Source organism: Pseudomonas sp. NPDC078700, assembly GCF_044542375.1.
GTDB lineage: Bacteria > Pseudomonadota > Gammaproteobacteria > Pseudomonadales > Pseudomonadaceae > Aquipseudomonas.
This window is the reverse complement of sequence record NZ_JBITUI010000001.1, coordinates 21,144-45,261: the sequence shown is the minus strand read 5'-3', so window position 1 is coordinate 45,261 and position 24,118 is coordinate 21,144. Positions and strand designations below refer to the sequence as shown.

At 53.7% G+C, this 24,118-nt stretch carries 21 protein-coding genes and 1 pseudogene; 6 read left to right on the top strand and 16 right to left on the bottom strand.

What is annotated here, in order from left to right; translation table 11 throughout:
* Nucleotides 1–7: 7 nt before the first annotated feature.
* The 4 genes from ACIGCM_RS00215 to ACIGCM_RS00200 are packed head-to-tail and all read right to left on the bottom strand — an operon-like array spanning nucleotide 8 to nucleotide 3,843.
* On the bottom strand, nucleotides 8–739 hold the full coding sequence (locus ACIGCM_RS00215) for a sulfite exporter TauE/SafE family protein (protein ID WP_397500047.1): 732 nt from the start codon (nucleotides 737–739) through the stop codon (nucleotides 8–10).
* 39 nt (nucleotides 740–778) lie between these two features.
* Nucleotides 779–1,561 (bottom strand): SDR family NAD(P)-dependent oxidoreductase, encoded by a 783-nt coding sequence (locus ACIGCM_RS00210; RefSeq protein WP_397500046.1) that lies wholly within the window; start codon nucleotides 1,559–1,561, stop codon nucleotides 779–781.
* Complete coding sequence (locus ACIGCM_RS00205; protein WP_397500045.1) at nucleotides 1,558–2,499, bottom strand: bile acid:sodium symporter family protein; 942 nt, start codon at nucleotides 2,497–2,499, stop codon at nucleotides 1,558–1,560. Before ACIGCM_RS00205 ends, ACIGCM_RS00210 begins: the two co-directional genes overlap by 4 nt.
* Nucleotides 2,500–2,508: 9 nt before the next feature.
* Nucleotides 2,509–3,843 (bottom strand): flavin-containing monooxygenase, encoded by a 1,335-nt coding sequence (locus ACIGCM_RS00200; RefSeq protein ID WP_397500044.1) that lies wholly within the window; start codon nucleotides 3,841–3,843, stop codon nucleotides 2,509–2,511.
* 170 nt (nucleotides 3,844–4,013) lie between these two features.
* On the opposite strand from ACIGCM_RS00200, the gene ACIGCM_RS00195 reads away from it, so the two are divergent.
* Nucleotides 4,014–4,787 (top strand): spermidine synthase, encoded by a 774-nt coding sequence (locus ACIGCM_RS00195; protein ID WP_397500043.1) that lies wholly within the window; start codon nucleotides 4,014–4,016, stop codon nucleotides 4,785–4,787.
* 119 nt (nucleotides 4,788–4,906) lie between these two features.
* Here the strand turns inward: ACIGCM_RS00195 and ACIGCM_RS00190 are convergent, their stop codons facing one another.
* On the bottom strand, nucleotides 4,907–5,698 hold the full coding sequence (locus ACIGCM_RS00190) for a crotonase/enoyl-CoA hydratase family protein (RefSeq protein ID WP_397500042.1): 792 nt from the start codon (nucleotides 5,696–5,698) through the stop codon (nucleotides 4,907–4,909).
* A gap of 353 nt (nucleotides 5,699–6,051) precedes the next feature.
* Between ACIGCM_RS00190 and ACIGCM_RS00185 the strand changes: the two are divergent.
* A pseudogene (locus tag ACIGCM_RS00185) lies at nucleotides 6,052–7,771 on the top strand (DEAD/DEAH box helicase).
* Nucleotides 7,772–7,866: 95 nt separating this feature from the next.
* Here the strand turns inward: ACIGCM_RS00185 and ACIGCM_RS00180 are convergent.
* Complete coding sequence (locus tag ACIGCM_RS00180) at nucleotides 7,867–8,511, bottom strand: TetR/AcrR family transcriptional regulator (protein WP_397500041.1); 645 nt, start codon at nucleotides 8,509–8,511, stop codon at nucleotides 7,867–7,869.
* Between the two features lie 211 nt (nucleotides 8,512–8,722).
* Here ACIGCM_RS00180 and moaA point away from each other — a divergent pair, with 211 nt between their 5' ends.
* Entirely contained in the window at nucleotides 8,723–9,718 is a 996-nt protein-coding gene (moaA, locus tag ACIGCM_RS00175) for a GTP 3',8-cyclase MoaA (protein ID WP_397500040.1), read from the top strand.
* Nucleotides 9,719–9,804: 86 nt separating this feature from the next.
* Nucleotides 9,805–10,626, top strand: coding sequence for a transporter substrate-binding domain-containing protein (locus ACIGCM_RS00170; RefSeq protein WP_397500039.1), 822 nt, complete (start codon nucleotides 9,805–9,807; stop codon nucleotides 10,624–10,626).
* Between the two features lie 49 nt (nucleotides 10,627–10,675).
* Here the strand turns inward: ACIGCM_RS00170 and ACIGCM_RS00165 are convergent, their stop codons facing one another.
* From ACIGCM_RS00165 to puuE, 10 genes are all read right to left on the bottom strand, one after another.
* Nucleotides 10,676–12,145 (bottom strand): NCS1 family nucleobase:cation symporter-1, encoded by a 1,470-nt coding sequence (locus tag ACIGCM_RS00165; RefSeq protein WP_397500038.1) that lies wholly within the window; start codon nucleotides 12,143–12,145, stop codon nucleotides 10,676–10,678.
* A 337-nt stretch (nucleotides 12,146–12,482) separates the two neighbouring features.
* Nucleotides 12,483–13,442 carry an HlyD family secretion protein gene (locus ACIGCM_RS00160; protein ID WP_397500037.1) on the bottom strand — a complete coding sequence of 320 codons (960 nt, stop codon included), beginning with the start codon at nucleotides 13,440–13,442 and terminating at the stop codon, nucleotides 12,483–12,485.
* A gap of 2 nt (nucleotides 13,443–13,444) precedes the next feature.
* Nucleotides 13,445–13,816, bottom strand: coding sequence for a DUF3302 domain-containing protein (locus tag ACIGCM_RS00155; RefSeq protein ID WP_397500036.1), 372 nt, complete (start codon nucleotides 13,814–13,816; stop codon nucleotides 13,445–13,447).
* 261 nt (nucleotides 13,817–14,077) lie between these two features.
* A complete protein-coding gene (locus tag ACIGCM_RS00150) occupies nucleotides 14,078–14,938 on the bottom strand; it encodes an outer membrane protein OmpK (RefSeq protein ID WP_397500035.1) in 861 nt (286 codons plus the stop codon).
* Nucleotides 14,939–15,436: 498 nt separating this feature from the next.
* Nucleotides 15,437–16,792: a nucleobase:cation symporter-2 family protein gene (locus ACIGCM_RS00145; protein ID WP_397500034.1), complete on the bottom strand. Its 1,356-nt coding sequence runs from the start codon at nucleotides 16,790–16,792 to the stop codon at nucleotides 15,437–15,439.
* Nucleotides 16,793–16,931: 139 nt separating this feature from the next.
* Nucleotides 16,932–18,242 carry a urate hydroxylase PuuD gene (locus tag ACIGCM_RS00140; RefSeq protein ID WP_397500033.1) on the bottom strand — a complete coding sequence of 437 codons (1,311 nt, stop codon included), beginning with the start codon at nucleotides 18,240–18,242 and terminating at the stop codon, nucleotides 16,932–16,934.
* Nucleotides 18,243–18,291: 49 nt separating this feature from the next.
* Entirely contained in the window at nucleotides 18,292–18,795 is a 504-nt protein-coding gene (locus tag ACIGCM_RS00135) for an ureidoglycolate lyase (RefSeq protein ID WP_397500032.1), read from the bottom strand.
* A 111-nt stretch (nucleotides 18,796–18,906) separates the two neighbouring features.
* Nucleotides 18,907–19,902: an allantoicase gene (gene alc / locus ACIGCM_RS00130; RefSeq protein ID WP_397500031.1), complete on the bottom strand. Its 996-nt coding sequence runs from the start codon at nucleotides 19,900–19,902 to the stop codon at nucleotides 18,907–18,909.
* A 69-nt stretch (nucleotides 19,903–19,971) separates the two neighbouring features.
* Entirely contained in the window at nucleotides 19,972–20,487 is a 516-nt protein-coding gene (gene uraD / locus ACIGCM_RS00125) for a 2-oxo-4-hydroxy-4-carboxy-5-ureidoimidazoline decarboxylase (protein ID WP_397500030.1), read from the bottom strand.
* The gene (gene puuE, locus ACIGCM_RS00120; RefSeq protein WP_397500029.1) at nucleotides 20,484–21,416 is read right to left on the bottom strand and encodes an allantoinase PuuE; all 933 of its coding nucleotides are present in this window, start codon (nucleotides 21,414–21,416) and stop codon (nucleotides 20,484–20,486) included. Before puuE ends, uraD begins: the two co-directional genes overlap by 4 nt.
* A 402-nt stretch (nucleotides 21,417–21,818) precedes the next feature.
* Between puuE and uraH the strand changes: the two genes are divergently transcribed.
* Nucleotides 21,819–22,172 carry a hydroxyisourate hydrolase gene (uraH, locus tag ACIGCM_RS00115; RefSeq protein WP_397500028.1) on the top strand — a complete coding sequence of 118 codons (354 nt, stop codon included), beginning with the start codon at nucleotides 21,819–21,821 and terminating at the stop codon, nucleotides 22,170–22,172.
* 308 nt (nucleotides 22,173–22,480) lie between these two features.
* On the top strand, nucleotides 22,481–24,106 hold the full coding sequence (locus ACIGCM_RS00110) for an ABC-F family ATP-binding cassette domain-containing protein (protein ID WP_397500027.1): 1,626 nt from the start codon (nucleotides 22,481–22,483) through the stop codon (nucleotides 24,104–24,106).
* Nucleotides 24,107–24,118 lie beyond the last annotated feature (12 nt).

Below are 24,118 nucleotides of genomic sequence, written 5' to 3'. Positions count from 1 at the left end.
CAGGCGCTTAGCGCGGGATCAGCAGCAAGCTGCCAGTGACGAGTAACAGGCTGTAAATGGCGATGCGGAAATACTGCTCGTTGATGTGCCTGTGCAGACGCTCTCCAAGCCAGATGCCGACGAGTAAAAGCGGCGCATAGACCATCACTTGTGGCAGCGTGGGGTAGATCCTGCCGTCGAGGATAAAGGCCAGCGTCAGCAGCGAGTTGAGACTGAACCAAACGCATACCAAGGTGGCGCGAAAGCGGCTTTTATCCAAGGTGTTGCCAGCCAGTGCATGGACCAGCAGCGGGCCGCCAGAGGCAAACAGCCCGTGGCTGATGCCTGCGGCAACTGTGATCACCCGGTTTTGCCAAAGTGGACGTGCCACACTGACGTGGGCATTGCGTAGACGCCACAACTCGCGCCCCGCGAATAGCAATATCAGCACGCCAAGCCCGCGTTTGGCCAGTTGCGCGTCGATGATAGGGAGCAAGGCATAGCCAATCACCGTGCCGACAGCCATGCCGGGTAGGATCATGCCCAACAGCAATTTACGGTCAATCAGCTTGCGATATCTCCAGCTTAAGTAGCCGGTCATGCAGATATTAAGCGGTACCAAAATTGGCAGCAGCACGCCAATTGGCAGCAGCAGTGCGCCCAGTGACAAGGCAATGACAATGCTGCCAAAACCGGTGATTGCTTCAAGCGTATAGGCCAGCAATATGAATACCCCAAGGGCAATCCAAGCCAGTTCCATTAGGTGTTCTCTTTTGAATAAGTGACAAATGTAGGGTTTCTAAGCCATTTCACCGGCAAAGCGTTGACTCATTTTTTTGTAATAGAACGCCGGTGCAAGGCGCCAGAGGACACTGGCAAACCAACTGCCGCGATCCGGAAACAGGCGTTCACGGCGCTGCTCCAAGGCTTGTAAAATCTGCTCGGCCATCCAGTCTGCACCGCGAATTTGGCCAATGGTCGAGCGTGCATGCCCAGCAGGTTTGCCATCCGCGCCCAGTGCGTTGCGGTCAATCGGCGTGTCGAGAAAGCTGGGGTACACCATCAACATGCCGATGCCGTCTTGGCGAAGTTCAGCGCGTAGCACTTCAAAGCTTTGGCTCAGGGCGCTTTTCGCTGCGCAGTAGCCTGCGCGGCCAAGCACCGGCATCCAACCGGCCATGGAGCCAATCGCCGCAACTTGCCCAGCGCTTTCACGCAATAGCGCCAAGGCGCTTAACGTTAGCTCCAGTGGTGCGTGATAGTCGACAGCCATAACTTTGCGGAACACTTCAGGCTGGGTTTTGATCGTGGGGGAGCGATGGGTGATGCCCGCATTGTTAATCAGCAGATCAAGACGCCCGAATTTCTCGGTGCAGGCTTGCAGTAGCTGGGTGTGAATCTCTGGGTCGGTAATATCTCCAGCAATGCCCAGCAGCTGTTTGCCGCCGAGTTGGGTGATTCGAGCGGCAAGGCCGTCTGCGTCTATATCCGTCAGCAGCAGGGCGTGACCGCGACGATGGCAGGCGCGTGCAAGCTCCCAGCCGAGGCCGCTGGCGGCCCCTGTAATAAGGACGACTTTCATGGCATTTTATCTCCGACAGCGGTCAGGCTATTGAGTGCCTTGGCGTCACAGGTGAGCGGCCTGCGGGACCAGAAATAAGCCAGGCTCAAGCCCGTTACCAGGTGCCAGCAGCCCCAGAACGCCGCGATCAACAACATGCCGCTGGCTTGGGGAAAGAAGGTGAAGATGATCACCAGCCCCAAGGCCGAGTTCTGAATGCCCACCTCAAGGGTGATCGCACGTCGATCAGCGGCTGGCAAGCCACTCAGGCGCGCGCTGATGTAGCCAGTGGACAACGCCAGGGCGTTATGGGCAACCACCAACCAGAAGAACAAATGGAAATTACTCAGGAACTGCTCCAGGTTCTTGCTAAAGGCGATACCAACAAATGCCAGCATGACCAGCAAGGCAAATATGCGTAGCGGTTTTTCGATAAGCTTTGACAGGCTTGGAAAATGTTTGCCGACCCACATGCCCAGCACCAGTGGCAGCCCTAGAACCAGCAACACCATCAGCAATAAATTCAGCGGATCAATTGAAATCTCGGTCAACAGCGGCCGTGTATACGGGTTAAGCCAGGCGTAGAGGGTGAAGTTCAGAGGTGTCAAAACACTGGCAGCGACGCTGGAGACAGCGGTCATGCTCACCGAAACTGCCACATTGCCGCGGGCCATCCAGGTCATGATATTTGAGAAGCTGCCCCCCGGGCAGGCTGCAACGAGTGCCATGCCCATGGCCAGCATCGGTTGTATCTTTAACGCCCAGCAGGCCAGGCAGGTTAGGGCCGGTAGCAGGATGAATTGCGCAACCAGGCCAATGGCCGGTGCTTTGGGTTCACGGGCGATACGTTTGAAATCATCGGTTTTGAGGTCAAGCGAGACACCGAACATCATCACCGACAAGATGATGTTGATCAGGATCAAGCTTGATGGGTCGAATTGAATCGCTACGTTTTCCACAAATCGTCCTTACAGTGCGCGATGCGGCATAAGTGGTGCAGGCTGGCTGGCCATTTCACTTTTCAGTTCGCGGCTGTGTTTAGCAATGCTCAGACGGTAGGTGTCTTTGTGCACGTAGTAAGCCATACGTTCCAGGTCAAGGTAGTTATAGCCACCATCAAGGCGGGTGCTCGCATGCTCTCGTTTGGTGGCTTGGAATGCTTTGGCAGCAGTGCTGCCTTGCTGCAATTGATGGATGTACAGCGCGACCAGCTCAGCCTGTTCATCGCGACCTTGCCAGCCGAGGCCTGAGGCTTCAACCATTCCCATCATAAACAGGTCGTCGTACTCAGGATGAAAGACATTGAGGTACAGCTGCGGTGCGCCGAGCTGGGTTGGCCAGTTGAGGTGTTCGCGGGCGATAAACGGGTAGTCGAGCTTGTAGCCGGTGCCTTGCAGAATCAGGTCGTACTCAGCCGTTTCGCCATCGCTGAAGGTCACCTGCTGGCCAGTGATTTTGGCGATGTCGCGACGTGGCTTAATGTCGCCATGACCGAGGTAATGCAAGACCAGCGAGTTCATCACGGGGTGGGATTCATACAACTTGTAGTCTGGGTCTGGCAGGCCGTAGTTGGAGGGTTTGCCAACCAGGGCACGGACCATCAAACCGTCGATAAATTGCTTGATTGGCCGTGGCAACTTGACCGCGCCGCCAAAGGTATCCGTTGGTTTGCCAAGAATGAACTTGGGTAAAAAGTAATAGCCTCGACGCACCGACAGGTCAACGGAGGCTGCGCGGTGCACCGCGTCGACAGCAATATCGCAGGCTGAGTTGCCACAACCGACAACCAATACACGCTTGTCGCTAAATACGGCAGGGGTTGAGTACTCACTGGAGTGCATCAATTCGCCGCTGAACTCACCCGGCAGCGAGGGGATGTTGGGTTTATGCAGCGTACCGTTGGCAATCAGCAAGCCGTCGAACTGCCACGTCCGTTGTGTGCCATTGTGTTCGCTGATCAATTTCCAGCCTTTGTCCAACCGCTGTATTTCCACCACCCGGGTGTTGAACTGATAGTGCGGGCGCAGTTCGAAATGCTCGGCATAGTCGTGAAAATAGCGGCGCATCTCACTGTGGTGAGGGTAGGGTGCCACATCATCACGCATCGGGAAGTCACTGAACTGCGTGGTGCCCTTTGATGAGATCAAGTGCGCAGACTGGTACATGGTGCTGTGCGGGTTATCAATGTCCCACAAACCGCCCACATCGCTATTGAGCTCAAAGCCAATAAAGTCGATGCCGTATTTCTTCAGCTGGCGTGCGGTGCACAAACCCATTGGGCCTGCGCCGATGATGGCGTACATATGTGACCTCGGACGATCTTATTGTTGGTTTAAGTCTGAGCAGCGAGTGAGTTATGTGGAACTCGTTTGCCGGTATTAATTATTGCGTGACCTTGAGGGTCTTCTTCAATGACAATCTGCGCCTTTCCCCGACGTTTCCTGGTCAGGGATGTCACGGTAGAGAGCGGGTGATGCCTGGATTACCTCCGGAAGATGAATTGCAAGACGAGCGCCTGTTGGCTGAAGTGCATGACGCGTTTGGCGTGATTCGGGTGGTCGAGATCGGTGAGTACCGTTTTCTCGAATTTGGCGATGCAATTGAGCAGAGCTGCGTGTTTACCGCAGATCCGAGCTGGCTCGAATACGATTATACGCGGGCAATGTTCCTTGGGGCTCTGGCCCATGAAGCGCCTGAAACCGCACTTTTTCTTGGTCTGGGCGCAGGCAATCTGACCCAGGCATGCTTGAAATTCTTGCCTCTAGATGACGTTGAAACCATCGAGCTGCGAGCAGATGTCCCGCGCCTTGCCATCGAGTTTCTAGGGCTTGATGATGATCCGCGGTTAACCGTGCGCATCGGTGATGCCATGGAGCTGCTGCCAAGCGCAGAAACTGCCGACCTGATTTTTGTTGACCTCTATACCGACCATGGGCCGGGTGTTGCGCATTTGGCGTGGCGTTTTCTTGAAGACTGTCAACGCAAGCTCAATCCAGGCGGCTGGTTGATTATCAACCAGTGGGCGGCTGATGACGGCAAGCCGCTGGGCGCGGCCTTACTGCGTGGGCTGTTCAATCGGCATTATTGGGAGTGCCCTGTCAAAGAGGGTAATGTCATGTTGCTGGTGCCTGCTGATCTAGAACAGCCGTTGGACATGCCAGGTTTGCAGGCGCGTGCTGAGCGTTTAGCGCCTGCGCTGGGTTATTCGCTGCAGCCGCTAATCAATGCACTACGGCCAGCCAGCTAGGCTGTTTTGGATAAAACACTGCAGGACTCACGCTGAAACAGTCTAGGGTTTTTTGCAGTGTTCAATTGTGGCTGAAAAAAGCGTCAACCACCCTACAAAGGCGTCAGCCGGATATATCCTTAGTGGCCTTTGAAGTGTCCGGGGCGACGTTCAAGCATGGCCTTGAGGCCTTCTTTGGCATCTTCTGTTTTCATCAGTTGCAGCAGGTTCGGATGTAAGTCTGCGGCCGCTTTGGCTTCACCTTCACGAACGGCTTGGCGTGCAGAGGCTAAGGTTGCTCGAATACCCAGCGGTGCTTGAGCCGCAATCCGTCCAGCCAGCCATAAGGCCTGGGGCATAAGCTCTTCGCTGGCGAGGACCTCTTGTACCAAGCTCAAGCGGTAGGCTTCGTGTGCATCAAACTCATCTCCGGTCAGTAGCCAGCGCATGGCGTTTCCCCAGCCGGTGATGTGAGGCATGCGCAAGGTGGCACCGCCAAATGGAAAAATGCCGCGTTGTACCTCCATTTGCGCGAAGCGAGTGTTACTGGCACACAGGTTTATATCCGAGGCGAGCATCAGTTCGATGCCAATGGTGTAGCAATAGCCTTTGGCCGCAACAATCACCGGTTTGCTGACGCGTGGTCCGCCAAATACACCCCATGGATCGCAGCCGCCTGCGGGGATTTTCCAGCCTGCGGTGAATTCAGGGCCAATATTGGCCAGATCCAGGCCCGCGGTGAAATGTTCACCGTGGGCAAATACCAAAGCAACGCGTGCATCCTCGTCGCGTTCGAATTCGCCATAAGCCATGCACATGTCATTGAGCATATCGAGATCAAAGGCGTTGCGTTTAGCAGCCCGATCTAGCCCGATCAACATAACGTGGCCACGCTTTTCGCGACTGACACGTCCGGTGTTGCTTTCGCTCATAACAACCTATCCTTCTGCATGATCAGCGTTACTGGGGTATAGCTGCCAAGCACGGGCTTGTCCAAGACCTCCAGTGGTTGTTTATACAAGGCTTAAAAATATGACCGTTTGGCAGTCTTTGAGTTTAATTAACGGAAAACCGTCACATTTGTCAGCTTTTCCGGTATAGTGCGCGCCGGTCAATTCATGGCCGCGTTCAGGTTGTGCAATTCGCTGGGGGGCATTCCTCGGCAGCCAGTCCGTATAACGGGCTATCCTTAACGATTCAATTATCATTACGTTTTCGCAAATCCCCGCCGACACGGCTGCCAGGGTGACTTTAGGGTCTTACACGGCATGCGCAGCTTTGGAGCATGGGTCTTTGCGGATGCACTTAGAGGCAGACCCATGACCCAGGAAATCGGCGGCTTCGCCGCGCTCGGACTTACCCAAAATATTCTCGCAGCCCTGACTTCAGTTGGCTACGAAGAGCCATCTCCGATCCAGCAGCAAGCCATTCCAGTTATTCTCGCCGGCCACGACATGATCGGTCAGGCGCAAACCGGTACCGGTAAAACTGCAGCGTTCGCGTTGCCGTTGCTCAGCCGTATCGACCCAAGCAAACGTGAGCCACAGGCGCTGATTCTCGCGCCGACCCGCGAGCTGGCCTTGCAGGTTGCTACCGCGTTTGAAACCTACTCCAAGCAAATGCCTGGCCTGAACGTTGTAGCTGTTTACGGTGGCGCACCTATGGGCCCACAGCTTAAAGCTATCCGTCAGGGTGCTCAGGTGATCGTGGCAACTCCAGGTCGTCTGGTTGACCACCTGCGTCGCGATGAAAAAGTACTTTCGACTATTCAGCATCTGGTTCTCGACGAAGCTGACGAAATGCTCAAGCTGGGCTTCATGGATGACCTGGAAGTTATCTTCCAGGCCATGCCAGAAAGCCGTCAGACGGTATTGTTCTCTGCCACGCTGCCACATTCGATCCGCGCGATCGCTGAAAAACACCTGAAGTCGCCACAGCACATCAAAATTGCTGCCAAGACCCAGACTGTTGCCCGTATCGAACAGGCTCACCTGTTGATCCACGCTGACCAGAAAGTAAACGCTGTATTGCGCTTGCTGGAAGTGGAAGAGTTTGATGCCCTGATCGCATTCGTGCGCACTAAGCAGGCAACCCTGGACTTGGCCAGTGCATTGGAAGCCAAGGGCTACAAAGCCGCTGCATTGAATGGCGATATTGCCCAGAATCAGCGTGAGCGTGTTATCGACTCGCTCAAAGATGGTCGTCTGGACATCGTTGTGGCCACTGACGTTGCTGCCCGTGGTCTTGACGTGCCGCGCATCACACACGTATTCAACGTGGATATGCCATACGACCCAGAGTCTTATGTGCACCGTATTGGCCGTACTGGCCGTGCGGGTCGTGAAGGTCGCGCCTTGCTGTTGGTGACGCCGCGTGAGCGCCGCATGCTGCAAGTGATTGAGCGTGTAACCGGGCAAAAGGTCGGTGAAGTTAAGCTGCCAAATGGTCAGCAAGTACTTGATGCACGCATTAAGAAACTGACCTCAAGCCTGGCACCATTGGTTGCTGATGCTGAAACCAGCCACGGTGATTTGCTTGACCGTCTGACTGCTGACATCGGTTGCAGCCCGCGCGCGCTGGCCGCGGCTCTGCTGCGCAAAGCAACCAACGGTCAAGCCTTGACCTTGGCTGATGTAGAGAAAGAGCAGCCGTTGGTTCCAAGCAGTGGCCCTCGTGATCGTGGTGATCGTGGTGACCGCCCAGATCGTGGCGAGCGTCCGGCTCGCGGTGATCGTGAGCGTCGTGCGCCAATGCCGCTGGCTGAAGGCCGTGCCCGTTGCCGTACCGCATTGGGTGCCCGTGATGGCATCGCTGCTAAGAACTTGCTCGGCGCAATCCTCAATGAGGGTGGCCTGGCTCGTGAAGCAATCGGTCGTATTCAGATTCGTGAGAGCTTCAGCTTGGTTGAGTTGCCAGAAGAAGGTCTTGACCGTCTGCTTGGTAAGTTGAAAGACACCCGCGTGGGTGGCAAGCCGCTCAAGCTGCGTCGTTATCGCGAGGATTAATTCTCGCTGAATGAAAAAACCGCCTGTGATTGGCGGTTTTTTTTCGCCTCAAGTTTAGGTCTCAACCTTTGGCGATGGTGCTGTTGAAGACGGTTTCAGGCGTTACTGATGTGTTCGGAAGCGCTGCCCGCGTGTTCTTTGATTTCGCAGCCTTTGAGTACCAGGCGGGTAATGGTTTCTATTGCTGCGTCGTAATCGGCGTCATCCAGTTTGGCTTTGCCGGTCACGGTAGAGATTTGCCAGTCAAAGTCGGCATAGGTCTGGGTCGCAGCCCAAATGCTGAACAGCAGGTGATTAGGGTCAATCTTGGCCATCAGACCCTGGTCAATCCAGCGCTGAATGCAGGAGATGTTGTGTTTGGCTTGGGCGTTTAGCTGCTCGGTTTGATCGCTGCTTAAGTGCGGCGCGCCATGCATGATTTCGCTGGCGAATACCTTAGACGCGAAGGGGAAGTCGCGTGAGATACGAATTTTCGAGCGAATGTACCCTGTTAGCACTTCGGCCGGCTGGCCAGGCTGATTAAAGGGCGCGGAGGCGGCCATCAGGGGGTCGATAATACTCTCGAGCACTTCGCGATAGAGGTTCTCTTTGGATTTGAAGTAGTAATAGACGTTCGGCTTTGGCAAGCCCGCTTTAGCGGCGATGTCGCTGGTTTTGGTCGCAGCAAAGCCTTTTTCAGCGAACTCTTCGCTGGCAGCTCGCAGAATCAGCTCTTGGTTTCGCTCGCGGATACTGGTCATAAGCCTCTAAATGTCCGTAAGACGCCCAGCCTCGGGCGACGGTCGCGCATGTTAGCACCGGCCCAATAGTGGGCTCAAGTTGGGCTGACTGTGAAATGTGTCCTGACTCTAAAGTCAGGTATTTGTATACAATAGCGCAATTATCTGCTTGTATCGTCACATTAGATTCATATGTCGCGTGTCCAGCTTTCAGGGCTTTTGGAGATTGGCAGTGCAAAACGCCCAACTGGTCGACCCCTTTGGTCGGCGTATTACTTATTTACGGTTGTCAGTTACTGACCGCTGTGACTTCCGTTGCACCTATTGCATGAGTGAAGACATGGTATTTGCGCCACGCTCGCAAATTCTCAGTCTTGAAGAACTGTATGCGGTTGCTGACGCATTCATTGGCTTGGGCGTTAAGCGCATACGTATCACCGGGGGCGAACCTTTGGTGCGCAAGAATCTGCTCAGTTTGCTTGAACGTCTTGGACAGCGCGAAGAACTTGAAGACTTGGCAATTACTACCAATGGATCGCAACTGGCTGAACTCGCTCCGCAGTTGCGTGCGGCGGGTGTCAACCGGCTTAACGTCAGTCTCGATTCGTTACGGCGTGGACGCTTCGCTGAATTGACCCGACGTGACCGCCTGGATCAAGTGATCGCCGGGATTGAGTCGGCAAATGCTCAGGGCTTCAGCAAGATCAAACTTAATACTGTGGTACAGACCGGCCGCAATGATGATGAAGTGGTCGATCTGGTTGAGTTCGCGGTGGCGCGCGGTTTGGACATCAGCTTTATCGAAGAAATGCCGCTGGGCAATGTCACCAGTCACCAGCGTCAACTTACGTTTTGCTCCAGTGATGAAGTGCGTCAGCGTCTATCGAAGCGCTTTACCCTGACACGAAGCGCCAAGGTTACGGGTGGCCCGTCGCGCTATTGGCAGGTTGAGGGGACACAGACTCAGGTTGGTTTCATTTCTCCGCACAGCCATAACTTCTGCGGTGCCTGTAACCGGGTGAGGGTTACGGCTGAGGGAAAATTGGTGTTGTGTCTGGGGAATGAAGGGGCGTTGGATCTTAAACGTCTGATGCGTGAACACCCAGGCAACTCTGAACTGTTGCGAGACACCTTGCTTGATGCGCTCAAGCTCAAACCTGAGAGCCATCACTTTTCAACAGATGAACAGGTCCAGGTCGTCCGGTTTATGAGTATGACGGGCGGTTGAACGACTACCTGGGTGCAGTGCCGAGCGCACAGCCCAGCAGATTTATCGCACTAACCAAACTAACAACAATAACCAGGAGGGTTGCTGTGAAGCACCGTCACGTCTGCTGTTTGTCGATCATTCTAGGTTCTACACCGGTGGCTGCGCAAAGCTATGTGGTGGGGGTTGAGGCACTGGCTTTTGCCCCTCACTACAGCGTTGATAAGCAGGGCAACTATCAGGGTTTCACCCGTGAACTACTGGATTTATTTGCCGTTAACAGTGGTGTTGAGTTGGTTTACCGACCGCTGCCGGTCAATCAGCTGCTACCGGCTTTGCTGGAGGGGCAAGTGGATTTTAAATACCCAGACAGCGAACTCTGGGCGCAGGAGCAGAAGGCCGGGAAATCCCTAATCTACAGTAGCCCTGTGGTTGACTATGTCGATGGGGTTTTGGTGGCACCCTCACGAGTCGGGCAGCCAGTGTCGGCGTTGAAGCGGTTATCCATAGTCGAAGGTTGGACGCCCTGGGCTTATGAGCAACAGGTTGAGAATCAGCAAGTCAAACTCAGTTACAGCGCTGACTTGCGCAAGATGATCCAGCAGGCGTTGAAGAAAGACACCGACGGCGCTTATTTCAATATCGTGGTGGCTACGCACTATCTCGATAATATTCGTGCCCGTCCCGGTGCCTTGGTGTTCGACCCGAAACTGCCACACACTCGAGGTAGTTTTCACCTATCAACTATCAAGCACCCAGAATTGATTCAGCGCTTTGATCGCTTCCTCGCTGAGCACAGTGCTGAAGTGGCTGCCTTGAAAAATAAATACCAAGTCGAGGCAAATCTCGACTCAGAGTTTATGGGAATGGAGCAATGGAAGGTCGACTTCCTAAAGCGGCAAAAGGCAAAAGCTGCCGCAGGGGGGTGATTAGCGGGTTACTGGCCTGCTCACAAAGCTGGCAGCAGGCCAGTTGCAATCAATTACTGGCTTCAGATGCGCCGGCTTGAAGCTTGGTGCTCTGCCCGCGCATCAAGAAGTAATGGAAGACTGCGCCAAGCAGGGCGCCGAAAATCCATGAGTAGCCATTGAAAATACCAAGGCTTGGCACCCAAACCGTGGCAATAGAGAAGATTGAAGCAACGGCAAAGGCAGCCATGGCTTTACGGTTCCAGCCGCCGTCGTAATAATAACTTGCATCTTCTGCTGCGCTGAACAGGTCCTGCAGATTGAGCTTTTGCTTACGGATCAGGTAATAGTCGGCAACGATAATGCCATAGAGCGGGGCCAGTACCGCGCCCAGGGTGTCAACGAATCCGGCGATGCCAACTTGGCTGATAAAGGCGACCCACAGCGCACCAATAAAGAAGGCAATGCCAGCGGTAATAAAACCACCGGTGCGCGCGCTGATGCGATCAGGCGCGAGATTGGCAATGTCGTAGGCGGGCGGAATAAAGTTCGCGACCAGGTTGATACCAACTGTGGCGGCAAAGAAGGTGATAGCGGCGATGATGGTCAACGTCAGGTTATCAACGCGGGCGATGATGTCTGTCGGGTTTGTCAGTGTTTCCCCGAATACCACCACGGTACCTGCGGTAATGACCAGCGCAATCATCGAGAAAATGGCCAGGCTCACTGGCAGACCGAGGAAATTGCCAAGGGTCATTTGCTTTTGGGTTTTAACGAAGCGTGCAAAGTCGCCATAGTTGATAACCACTGCTGCAAAATAAGCCACCATGGTGCCGACAACTGCGGCGAATGCAGCAATCGGACCCGCAGCATATTCCCCTGTGCCGCGGAAAATGGTGCTCAGTTCACTCAGTAACGAAGGGCCGGCCTTGTACCAGATCATTATCATCAAGGCGATCATTACTGCGTAGACCAGCGGGCCTGCCCAGTTGAGAAACTTGGTAATCCAGTCAATTCCACGAAGAAACAATGCCACCTGAAAGATGCACACAATCACATATGACAGCCAACCCAGTGAAGTCATGCCTAGGAAGGTGCTTTCAGTTCCCGTCGCGAATAAAGAATTAAGCAGCAGTGCTACGGCTGTCGAAGCAAAATAGGTTTGTACGCCATACCAGAAAATTGCCACCACCCCGCGCACCAAAGCCGGGAAGTTTGCACCACGAACGCCCATGCTGGCACGAGCCATAACCGGGAATGGGATGCCGTACTTGACGCTGGGTTTGCCGGTGAGTTGGACTAAAAACATCACGATAAAGCCCGCAAGAACGATGCCTGCCAGCACTGCCCAACCACTGAGCCCATATGAAATAAACAAAGTTGCCGCAAGGGTATAGCCGAACAGGCTCTGGATATCATTGGACCAAACATTGAAAATCTCAAAGCTGCCCCAGGTGCGTTTGTGCTGTTCTAGAGGGGCCAAGTCTTCATTGTATAAGCTGGGTTCGATGTGCTTTATTTTTAGATTTTCATCGGGCATTTGAACATCCTTTTTTATTAGTCGTGAGCCTGGGGGATGCGGGCTTTATAGGCATTTATTGTGCCGTTTCGCCTGCTAGTGCTTGCCTGAAAGGTTATCGTTGTACACATTAATGGCTATTAGAGTCGACAAAAAACTGCAGATTACGTACAAAAACTATTTTTTTTGCACACTAATGAAGCTGCAAAGGGGGCGTTTATTTGCTTGGGTTGAAGACTTCATCTGGGGTTTTAAGCCCGCGCTTAGATCGAGCGATCAATTCAGAGAGGTTCAAACATCAGGTTCTTCATGCACAAAAAACGCCCCAGTTGGGGCGTTTTTCGTCAAAGCATGCTGCTTAGTGGAATGGGAAGATGTAATTGAGCCATGAAGACATGCGTAGCAAAATTTTGCGCATGACTGCAAGGTGGTGTAAATGCTCCGAATACACCGCAGCTTGCGCATAGGCACCCCCAGGCATCAGCGCGCGGTACTGGTCGAAATTCGGATCGGTTATCTCGATGACAACAGGTACACGACCTGGCGGTGGCGAGTTTGAATAACTCACCATATCGCCACTGGGTCTTACCTGACCTTCACCAATCACCTTAAAAACTGAACTGACCTTGCCAGAGAATACTTTGCCTGGAATGCCATCAAAGGCAATTTCAGCAGCATCACCGACCTTTAGGCGCAGCTGGCTGTTCTGGCGCATCCAGGCGGTGTAATAGTGCTGTTCTTGCGGAATGAAAATCATCGACGGTGAAATTGGGAAACGTGCCGCACGTACACCGGGGCGCAGCGAAACCTGGGTGACAAAACCATCGGCGGGGGCTCGAACCGTGGTGTGATCCAGGTTGTATTGCGCGCCGACAATTTGTGCGTTCAGGTCTTCAACATTGGCCCTTGCGAGGTCTAGATTTCGACGATTGCCGACATTACGTTTAACCAGCTCAGCGGCTCTATTTTGATCGGCCTTGGCGGAAACTAACTGGGCTTTAAGTGAGTTGAGTTTTGCCTCGAAAGGTATGGCGTCAATGCGAAACAGTACATCGCCTTTCTTCAAGGGTTGGTTAGCTTTGACTGGCACCTCTGCAACTATTCCACTCACCGCAGCATTTATTGGTGTGGAGACAAAGTAGGAGCGGGTGGCTTCAGAGTAAGGATGGTTGTAGTTCATTGCAAAAATCAGCGTGCCAACCAGCACAATTCCGCCAAGCACTGCAGTGGGCACTGTCCACTTATTGAGCGGTATCTTGAATACTTTGAAAATGGCGATGCAGAAGGCGGCATAGGTCAGGACCATTAACGTTTCCATGATTAGCGCTCCTCACTCTGTTGCGTTGGGGAAGGCTGATCAAAGGTTGATGGCGTGCTGTTTTCTAGCGCGCTCAATCGTTTCTGTAAATCGGCGACCTGTGTTTCAAGGTGTTCAACATGATTCTTCGGGGATTTACCATCCGATAAGCCCCAGCCGCGGTCTTCACGGTAGAGCATGGCCCAGATCCACAAAAACGGCCAAAGTGCGTGCAAGGTAAATAAACTGACCCAGCCTGTGGCATGAATGGCATCTTGATGGGGGTGGTTGCGACTCACTGCAATTTCATAGGGAATGTCGTGCAACGCAATGATGCCGTAGAACAGCACCACGCCAACGAAAAAAATCAGTCCCAAGGCGACATAATCAAGCATTTTGCGTCCTGTAACTCAGTAGGTTAAAGCATTGAACGCTTTACCCAAGTGGGTAGGTTATAAGGGGGAGGCGTTCAGGCAGTTAGTCATGACTCCAACAGGGTTTCGGCAGTGCTCATTTAACCCTATTGATTGTCAGTGATCTAAATTATGCCATTTCAAGGCGTGAAGAACAGCATAACGATATGGCTGTAGATACCCATAGCCATAAAAAAAGGCAACTGCACGACTGCGCAATTGCCTTTTGGTAAGCAACGGAGTTTAGAAGTAGTACTTAACCAGCGCCTGAACGGCTGTTTGGTCGAAGCCATCACCCGAACCGTCGACTGGCTTAACGCCGTACTTGTTGTGCCACATGTTTAACTCGGTACCCAAGTAGAGCTTGCTCTCCTGATTGAACAGCGCCTTGCCTGCGTCCCACTTGATTTGGATTGATGAGCCCACTGAAGTCTGGGTGCCCGCTTCATCCGAAGGGGCGCGCCAGTCAACATAACCGTCAACGAGGAAACTCTGATCACCAATCGCAAACGGATAAGCGCCAGCCACTGTCAGCTGGGTTGTGTAGCCGTTGCTATTGCTGTCGGCAAAGAACACCTGATTGTTGATTTTGACCTGGTAGAGGTTGGTTTGGAAAAAGGCAAAGCCTGGCACATTCCAGTCAAACCCCAGACCATATAGGTAGTTTTCGGTGCCTGGACCGCCTTCGCCTTTTTCATAGGTGAAGGCTGCTTTTACATCTTTGAGCGGGCCGGCAGAGAGGTCTTGGCCGGTCAGCCAGCTTAGGCTGACGCGCGGTGAAAACTCCATGTAGTAGAAGGTGTTGTGTTCTTTTTGCTCGAAGGTGTTATTGCTGAAACTACCGCGCGATTGGGTGTTATCGGCATTGATATAGTCGAGAAAGTAAAACACATCGCCCCACACCCAACCGCTCGCATGTTCAAAGGTAAAGGTGCTCTGCGAACGCTGTTCTTCAGCGTTGAAGTTCATACGCTGAAAATTACTACCATTAAGGTAGCTGAGGCTGTTGCTTTGCCATAGCAGCATGTCGTCAGCGAGGGCGTTTTGACCAGCGAGTAAACCGGCTGATAGAGCTAAGCCGTGGGGCAAGTGCTTCAGGTTCATCGGGGCTTCCTTATTGTTTTTGGAGTGAGTAACGCATGGCTTACCTGCCTCGTGCCGCAGGCCGTTAGCAGGGTGTGTTGGAGGCTAGTGATTTTGTTGTGGGGTTGGTGCTGGGCGCGTTGCCTGTGCCGAGAGACAGGGGCTGCTTTGAGGCTTGAGCCAAGGCCGGGTCGAGCAAAGTCATGCTGACAGCGCTGCTGAATTGAGAGGTGGTCTTGGACATGTATTAGCCTGCCATTTGTTCTTATACGGTCATGGGCTCAGGGTGCTGCAATTGCATCCCGCTGACCGGTAAAAGTTGTCTGTCCGGTCAAGATATTCGAACTATAGCAATATGTTTACAGGCTGAAAAACAATTTATTTGATTATTGTGCACAAAAAGTGAACCGCTGGTCACACAAGTGCAGGTGCGCCGCTGTATTGCGGCGTTAACCGATCTTTTGATGGGTAACAATGGACTGCAGTGAGCTGGGCCAAGTGGCCCAGCTCAAGGGCAAGTTAGTGCGAGGTGGCTTGACGGTTGTTGAGTGCGCGTTCTGCGCCGCCGAGCACATTGAACAGCAGGTTAAGGCAGACCGCGCTGATGGTGGCCATGGCTATTCCGCTGTGGGTAATTGGGTCCATCCATTGTGGTAACTGCGAAAACACTTCAGGGCGCACTACAGGCGCAAGCCCCATGCCAATGCTCACGGCGACCAGTAGTTGATTGCGCCGGTCTGCAATGTTGGCTTCCTGCAAGATGTTGATGCCGGTCGCAGCCACCATGCCGAACATGGCAATACCTGCGCCCCCCAGCACTGCCGGAGGTATTGAGGCAACAAGGTAGGCTGCCTTAGGCAGTAGGCTTAGGGTGATCAACAGGCCACCTGCGCAGGCTGTGACAAAGCGGCTGCGTACGCCAGTCATTTGAACCAGGCCAATGTTCTGAGCAAATGATGAGTGGGTGAAGGTGTTAAAAAATCCCGCTACGAATGAAGCCCCTGCATCGCAGAGTAAGCCGCGGCGCAATTTTGCAGGGGTTATTTCGAGTTCGGTGATTTTGCCCAAGGCGATAAACATCCCCGTTGACTCAACAAAGATGATGACCACGACCAGACACATCGACAAGATCGGCGCGAGATGAAACACCGGCATACCAAAGTGCATGGGTTCGACGACTTGTAACCAAGGTGTTTGCGCCAGGCCACTTAGGTCAACCATGCCCAGACAGGCTGAAATTGCGTAGCCAAGAAGCATGCCTACCAGTACTGAAACATTGACCCAGAAACCGCGCATAAATCGATTGATCAGCAAAATCGACACTAGCACCAACGCCGAAATCGCCAGGTAACTGAGGTCGCCAAACTGAGTGGCCGAGCTGCCACCGCCTGCCCAGTTGATGGCGGCAGGAAACAGTGAAAGGCCGATTGAGGTAATTACAGTTCCCGTTACAAGAGGGGGGAAGAAGTGAACGATGCGGGACATAAACGGTGCGACCAGCATGCCGAAAAAGCCGGCGGCAATGGTTGCGCCAAAAATCCCTGTCAAGCCAATCCCAGGGGTGCCAGCCATCGCAACCATACTGCCGACGGCGGCAAAACTTGCCCCCATCATGATCGGCATGCGAATGCCCATGGGGCCGATACCCAGTGATTGCACCAGCGTCGCGGCACCTGCTACGAGCAAGTCAGCGTTGATTAGAAACGCCACTTCTTGTTTCGACAAGCCAACAGCTTCACCAATGATCAGCGGCACGGCAATCGCACCACCGTACATCAGTAGCACATGCTGAAAACTCACTAGTAGCATCTGCAGCAACGGTAAACGTTGATCGACTGCAGAAACGACGGTCGAATTGTTCTTCAACAGGGTCATGCAAACACCTCAAGCGCTTTTATTTTTGTAAGTCGCGGGGTTGCTAATTCAGCATGAATAGGCTGGATAGCACGAGCAAGTCAGCTTTATTGCAGATACAAAAATGCCGCAGCGGATCAGCGCTGCGGCATGGGATTGATCAGTTGATCTGTGCGCCTTTGGCGATCCAGCTACCAATCAGGTCTCGTTCCGCTTGGGTCATCTGCGTGATGTTGCCCAACGGCATGGTTTGGGTGGCAACTGCTTGCGCCTGAATGCGTGGCGCGAGCTGTTGGATTTGTTGCGCGGTATCGAACATTACACCGGCTGGAGCTGCGCTAAACATTGGGCTGCTTGGTTTGGCTGAATGGCAAACTGAGCAGCGCTCTTGAATCACGCTGTGTACTTGCTCAAATCCAGCTGCGCTTGGTTCTGCACTGGCTTGGGCGGGTTCACTAGCGGCTTGTTCAGGCATGTTACGGGCGTTCTTATCGGCACCGGGACCTGGGCTTGCAGTGCCAGGCAGCGGAGTATATTTGATAGCCGCAGGTTTGCTGGCAACCGTGCTGGTTGGTTGTGAGGCTGGACCCGTTACGTAGGCCAGGCAGATCATTGCCAGTGCGCCAGTGGGCAATGCCCAGGCGAATTTGTTGCTGTTGTGGCGAGTGTTGAAGTAGTGACGAATCAATACCGCTGCAATCGCAATACCCGCCAGGATCAGCCAGTTGTAGCTGCTGCCATAGGTGCTCGGGAAGTGGTTGCTGATCATTATGAACAGCACTGGCAAGGTGAAGTAGTTGTTATGGCGCGAGCGTAGCAGGCCTTTGGCAGGCAATGCAGGATCTGGCGTACTGCCTTCTTCGATCGCTTTCACCAATGCGCGTTGCGCCGGCATGATGGTGCGGAATACGTTACCGACCATGATGGTGCCGATGATTGCGCCCACATGGATGTAAGCGCCGCGACCGCTAAACACTTGGCTCAAGCCGAACGCTGCGCCAACCAACAATACAAACAGCACCAGACCGAGCAGGGCGGGTTGTTTGCCCAAGGCTGAGTCGCAGAGAATGTCGTAGATAAACCAGCCGGCGACCAATGAGCCGATACCGATAGCAATAGCGGTAGCGGGAGTTAAATCACTGCCGGGAGCAATCAGGTACAGCGATGGGTTGAGGTAGTAAACCACCATCAACAAGGTCACACCGGACATCCAGGTCCAATAGGCTTCCCACTTAAACCAATGCAGGTTGTCCGGCATTTTTGGTGGGGCCAGTTTGTACTTTTCGAGGTGGTAAATACCGCCACCGTGAATCGCCCACAAGTCGCCCGCGAGGCCGTCTTTAGGGTTAACTCGGTTGAGGTTGTTTTCCAGCCAGACGAAATAGAACGATGCGCCAATCCAGGCGATACCAACGATCATGTGAACCCAGCGCACGCTCAGGTTCAGCCATTCAATCAAATGTGCTTCCACAGTCTTTACCTCTTTCCCAGTGCCCTATAGCGGGTCCCCTGGGCTTCTCTTATTGGTGGGGGTTAAGGAGCAGTTGCGCTTCCTCAGTAAAGAAATACTCATCACAGTTGTTACCAGAACCACTGCGATCAACCACCAGGAAGTCATCCCGCTTTTCGATCGTAAGCACCGGATGGTGCCAAACGCCGCGATGGTAATTGATGCCCTGCTTTCCATTACTGCGGAAGGCGCGGACAAGCTCTGATTCAGGTGCATCGCCAATTGGCGCGACCACGATCAGAAAGGGGTTGCCGAGCAGCGGTATAAACGCTTGGCTGCCCTGCGGATGGCGCTCCAGCATGCACACGGTCAAGGGCATTTCTAACGCTTCGGCGCTGAAAATGCTGATGATCGCCTTATCATCCGGCTGCGCGGTCTCGACCGTGGCCAGTTTGTGATAGCGGCGAGTTGAACCGTTATTGATCATGAAATACTCGCTGCCTTCAGTCTCGATGACATCGCCAAAAGGGGCGAATGCTTCTTTGCTCAAGGGCTCAATGATCAGTTTGCGCATGACGGTTATTCTCTTGTCTGGAAACCGCTGCTGGCTGTATGCAGCAGTTCCTCGATAATTATATTTGTAAAGCGGGCAGGGCGCTGTGGCCCTGCCGGTCAAACGTTGATGCTACTTGCTTACTTTGCCAAACAGGCGCAGACGGCTGATACCACCATCCGGGAACACGTTCACACGTACATGCGTGAGTGTACCCAGCGCGTTGATCTGCTCTTTGAACTCGTGTTCAGCGTGCATTTCCAACTTTTGGCTTGGTAGCAGATCGCGCCAGAACAGGCTCTGGGTTTCGATCTGACTGTCGGTGCCGCCTTTAACGAAGGCGCCTTGGATGGAGCAGCTGTCCGGGTAGTTGCCCTTGAAATGCAGGGTGTCGACAACAATACGCTCGATCTCACCCGGTGCGCCCAAGGCAACGATGACCCAGTCGTTACCCGGCGTACGGCGGCGAGCAGTTTCCCAACCATCGCCCATGTTGATGCCACGGCCTGGGTTGAGGATGTTGCTCATGCGACCGAAGTGCTCGTCGGAACAAGCCAGTGCACGGCCACCATTCAAGGCAGCTGCCAAATCGACTTCTTCGTTGTCACCCACGCTGTTCCAGTCGCGGAATGGAACACCGTGAACGCGCAGACGGGCCACGCCGCCATCTGGGTAGATGTTAAAGCGCAGGTGAGTGTAAGCCTGCGAGTCATTGATTTCGTGGTAATGGTGGCTGTTGCCTTGTAGTTCGACAGCACCCAGCACTTCAGTCCACTCGGTGGCTTCAGTTGGGTCGCCTTCCGCAACGTAGCAGGCTTCAAGTGAGGCCGATGGCGGGAAGTTACCGGTGAAGAAGCTGGTGTCGATATCAACACCTTTGATCGAGCCTGGAACGCCTAGGCGAATGACTGCACTGTCATAGCCTTCAAAACGCTTGCGGCGTGACTCCCAGCCATCCATCCACTTGCCGTTGTCATCGAAAACGCCCTCCTTCCACACGGCCGGTGTCGGCTGGAACAGGCGGTTAACGTCGGCGAACCAGTCATCGGTTACCGAAATGGCCTTGGTTCCCAGACGGGCGTCGGCGAGGTTGACGTATTTTTCAAACGGTACGGCATAAGCTTTCATGGATGTCTGCCTTGTATGATGGCGTAGGAGAATAATCACGTTGCTGTTTGCAGAGTTCTCCGGTCGGAGCTAGAGCAGCTGCAAGCGGAACAGCGCGATCTTGTTGATTTCAGCCAGCGCGCGCTCAAATTCCTGTTCCGGGGAGTTATTCAGTCGCTCCACGAAAGCTGCCAGGATTTGATGACGGTTGCTGCCCTTTACCGCCATGATGAAGATAAAACCGAACTTGGCTTTGTAGGCGTCGTTCAGCTCGGTAAAGCGGGCAAACTCTTCGGCGGTACAATCTTGAATGCCCGCACCTGCCTGCTCTGAAGTAGAGGAGGCGGTTAATTCACCTTGGACAGCTGCTTTGCCAGCCAGATCCGGGTGAGCATTAATCAGTGCCAACTGCTTTTCGCGGCTGGCGCTGAGCAAAATATCAGCCATGCGTTGGTGCAAGCCGTCGACAGTGTTGAGGCTGTCGTCCAAGCCGCGATCAAAAGCCTGCTCAGCCACCCAGGGTGAGTGTTCGTAGATATCAGCAAAGGTGCTGACAAACTCATCGCGGCTGAGTTGTGTTGGAGTCAGGGTTTGGAAGCGGCTCATACAGCTTGCTCCTGTTTGAATGGGTGAGTGGCGTGCCAGTGGCGGGCAATATCCACGCGACGGGCAATCCAGACTTTGTCATGGCTCTTGACGTACTCGATGAAGCGCGCCAGTGCCGCCAGGCGAGCGGGGCGACCCAACAAGCGGCAGTGCATGCCGATTGAGAGCATTTTTGGTGCGCCTTCTACGCCCTCGGCATACAGCACATCGAACGCATCTTTGAGGTATTCGAAGAAATCATCGCCCTTATTGAAGCCTTGCACTTGGGTGAAGCGCATATCATTGGTGTCGAGCGTATAAGGGATTACCAGGTGCGGCTTGTCTTCAGTGCTGGCTGCATCCCAGTACGGCAGGTCATCGTCATAGGTGTCGGAGTCATAGAGGAAGTTGCCTTCTTCCATCACGATGCGACGGGTGTTGGGGCCTGTCCGCCCGGTGTACCAGCCGTACGGCCGTTCGCCGGTAATCTCGGTGAGGATGCGGATGGCTTCGAGCATATGCTCGCGCTCTTGGGCCTCATCCATATATTGATAGTCAATCCAACGATAGCCGTGGCTGCAGATCTCATGGCCTGCGCCAACCATTGCCTTGATCACGTCTGGATGGCGCTCGGCGGCCATGGCAACGGCGAAAATAGTCAGTGGGATATCGTGTTTCTGGAACAGCTTAAGCAGACGCCATACCCCAGCACGGCTACCGTACTCGTACAGCGACTCCATGCTCATATTACGCTCGCCTTGCAGCGGCTGCGCTGAAACCATTTCCGACAGAAAGGCTTCTGATTCCTTGTCGCCATGCAGAATGTTGCGCTCGCCGCCTTCTTCATAATTGAGAACAAAGGACAACGCGATGCGGGCATCATTCGGCCACTGCGGATGCGGTGGGTTGTTGGCGTAACCGATCAGGTCGCGAGGGTATTCAGCGCTCACTGCAGTCTTCCTTCTTTATGTGGTGCGGTCGTGACATCCAGTTTTGTTAGGATGCGGCCGGGTTGTGCAATTGTATACAAAGTGTGCCGCATTTTGTAAATCGAAAATTTCACTATTTTCCTTTCTAATTCAAAAGCAAGAAACTTGCCTAACCGGTCAGGTCGTGTCTCTGAAAGGGTCTTTATTTGGGCATAAAGCAATTTTTGGTGAAAAAGCATGCTGAGTAGGAGGTCGGTCTAAAGTTGTATTTATTGTGTACAATTTACTATAAAAGTGTCGCAAATAAATTTTTACATGCTATTCTCAGCCCATCTCAAGGCTCTTATGCCTTGGCTGACGCCCAATAATCATCAGAGAGGAGGTGCGGTTTTTACCTGGTAACAGGGTAGAGACCCTAGCCACATGGGAAGACTGACAACTCACGTACTTGATGCTGCGCATGGTTGCCCTGGTAGCGACCTGAAAATTGAACTGTTTCGTGTTGAGGGCGCTCAGTTGGAGCTCCTGGCAACCGTGCAAACCAACAGCGATGGCCGCTGTGATGCGCCTGTGTTGCAGGGTGATGACTACCGTACAGGGGTTTATCAGTTGCACTTTCACGCGGGCGACTATTACCGCGCACGCGGCGTTAAATTGGCCGATCAGGCTTTTCTTGATGTCGTTGTTCTACGCTTTGGCGTCGATGCTGGACAAGAGCACTACCACGTACCCCTGCTAATTTCACCTTATAGCTACTCGACGTATCGCGGCAGCTAAAAGCGGGTCGCAGGGCCCACGATTTACCCGAATGCTTGTCACCCTCAGACTCATTAGAAGAGTCCTTGCCCGTACCACACTGCGGGCTTTTTTTTGCCTGCGATTTAACCGCTGCACTTTTCTGGTTGACCCACGCCTGGGCCAAGTGGGTCCAATGCGATTTCCAGGTCTATGCGATATACTTCGCGCCACTCTTATTAAAGGTATTGGTCCAATGCGCCATTGATGCCGCCGTCTGCTTGACGGCCAACTTCCAGCCCAGCTGCGCAGGTAGCGGGGGAGTTTTGGCATCTATAATGGAGGCGCGTATGACCCATACGTATCTCACGCTCGATAGCGTTTCTTATGCCTTGCCTAATGGCAGGACTATTTTCAGCAACCTTAGTGTGCAGTTTGATCAACGCAAAACAGCCTTGATTGGGCGTAATGGCGCTGGCAAAAGCCTGCTCGGTAAAATCATCGCCGGGCAACTTGCCGCAACATCAGGCCGATCTGTGCAGGCTGCCCGGGTGTTTTATTTAGCTCAGCAGATAACCACCCCTGAACATGCCTGTGTGGCTGAGCTGGCAGGGGTTAAAGCACCCCTTGATGCGCTGGCTCGTATTGAGGCGGGTAGTGTTGATCCCAATGATTTTGACGCTCTTGGCGAGCGCTGGAGTATCCGCCAGCAACTTCAGGCAGCGCTTAGCGCAAAGGGCTTGGCACACCTAGACATAGATCGGCCCGTTGCCAGCTTGAGTGGCGGCGAGGTCATGCAGATCTGTTTGATTGGAGCCTACTTGTCTGAGGCCGATTTTTTAGTGCTTGATGAGCCCAGCAACCATCTTGATCGACATAGCCGTCAAGTGTTGTTGGAACAGTTAAAGACATGGCCCGGCGGATTATTGGTCATCAGTCATGACCGGGAATTGTTGTCAGGTATGCAGCGAATCCTTGAGCTTTCTTCGCTTGGCCTGCGTGACTATGGCGGCGATCTGGCTTTTTATCAGCAATGCAAGGCGCAAGAGCGTGATCAGGCAGCGGCTCAGCTCGCCCAGTGCAAGCACCAGCGCAAGCGCGAAGAGCAGCAGATGCAAAATTTGCAAGCGCGCGTGCAGCGCCATAATGCCCGTGCGGCTCAGGCTGCCAGCACTGCCAACCAAGCGAAAATACTTTTGGGACGCAGTAAACAGCGCAGTGAGACCAGTAACGGCAAGTTGCTGAAGCAGCAGGCTGTCCAGCGTGAGCAGTTAGCACTTGGCGTCAAGCTGGCTGCGCTTCAGATCGAGCAGGCCGCTGTTGTCAGCATGCCAGTGCCTGAGGTGGGGCGAAGGCACCCCAAGCGCCTGTTTGAGTTGGACCGCCTGGAACTGCCGTTTGTGATGCCCGCCGTTCGTTCTATGTCGCTACTGTTAAATAGTCAGCAGCGGGTGGCTGTTACAGGGCCTAACGGCAGTGGTAAGTCGACGCTGCTCAGGGTTTTGGCTGGCCTGCAACAACCCCTTGCTGGGCGTTGCGAGATAAACGCTGCTGTGGCGTATTTGGATCAACAGTTGCTGGGCGTCGACCTTGAAAAATCGGCCTTCGAACACCTGCGAACGGTCAATACACACGGCAGCGAAAGTGAGTTACGGACTCAACTGGCGCAAATAGGTCTTGATGCTGCAACAGCGATGCAATCTTGCGCATTACTCAGTGGTGGTGAGCGCCTGAAAGTTGCATTGGCTTGCGCGTTGTATGCCGATATTCCGGCACAGCTACTGTTGCTAGATGAACCCAGCAATCACCTTGATCTGGAATCGGTGCGTGCCCTTGAGCATACCCTTTGCGAATATCGCGGTGCTTTGCTGGTGGTCTCCCATGACGAACTGTTTTTACAGCAACTGGGTTTGACTGATCGCCTGGCAGTCAGTGCGACAGGGTGGACGTTGTCACCCTGGCAGGCGGATCAGTAATCCCCGCCGGGT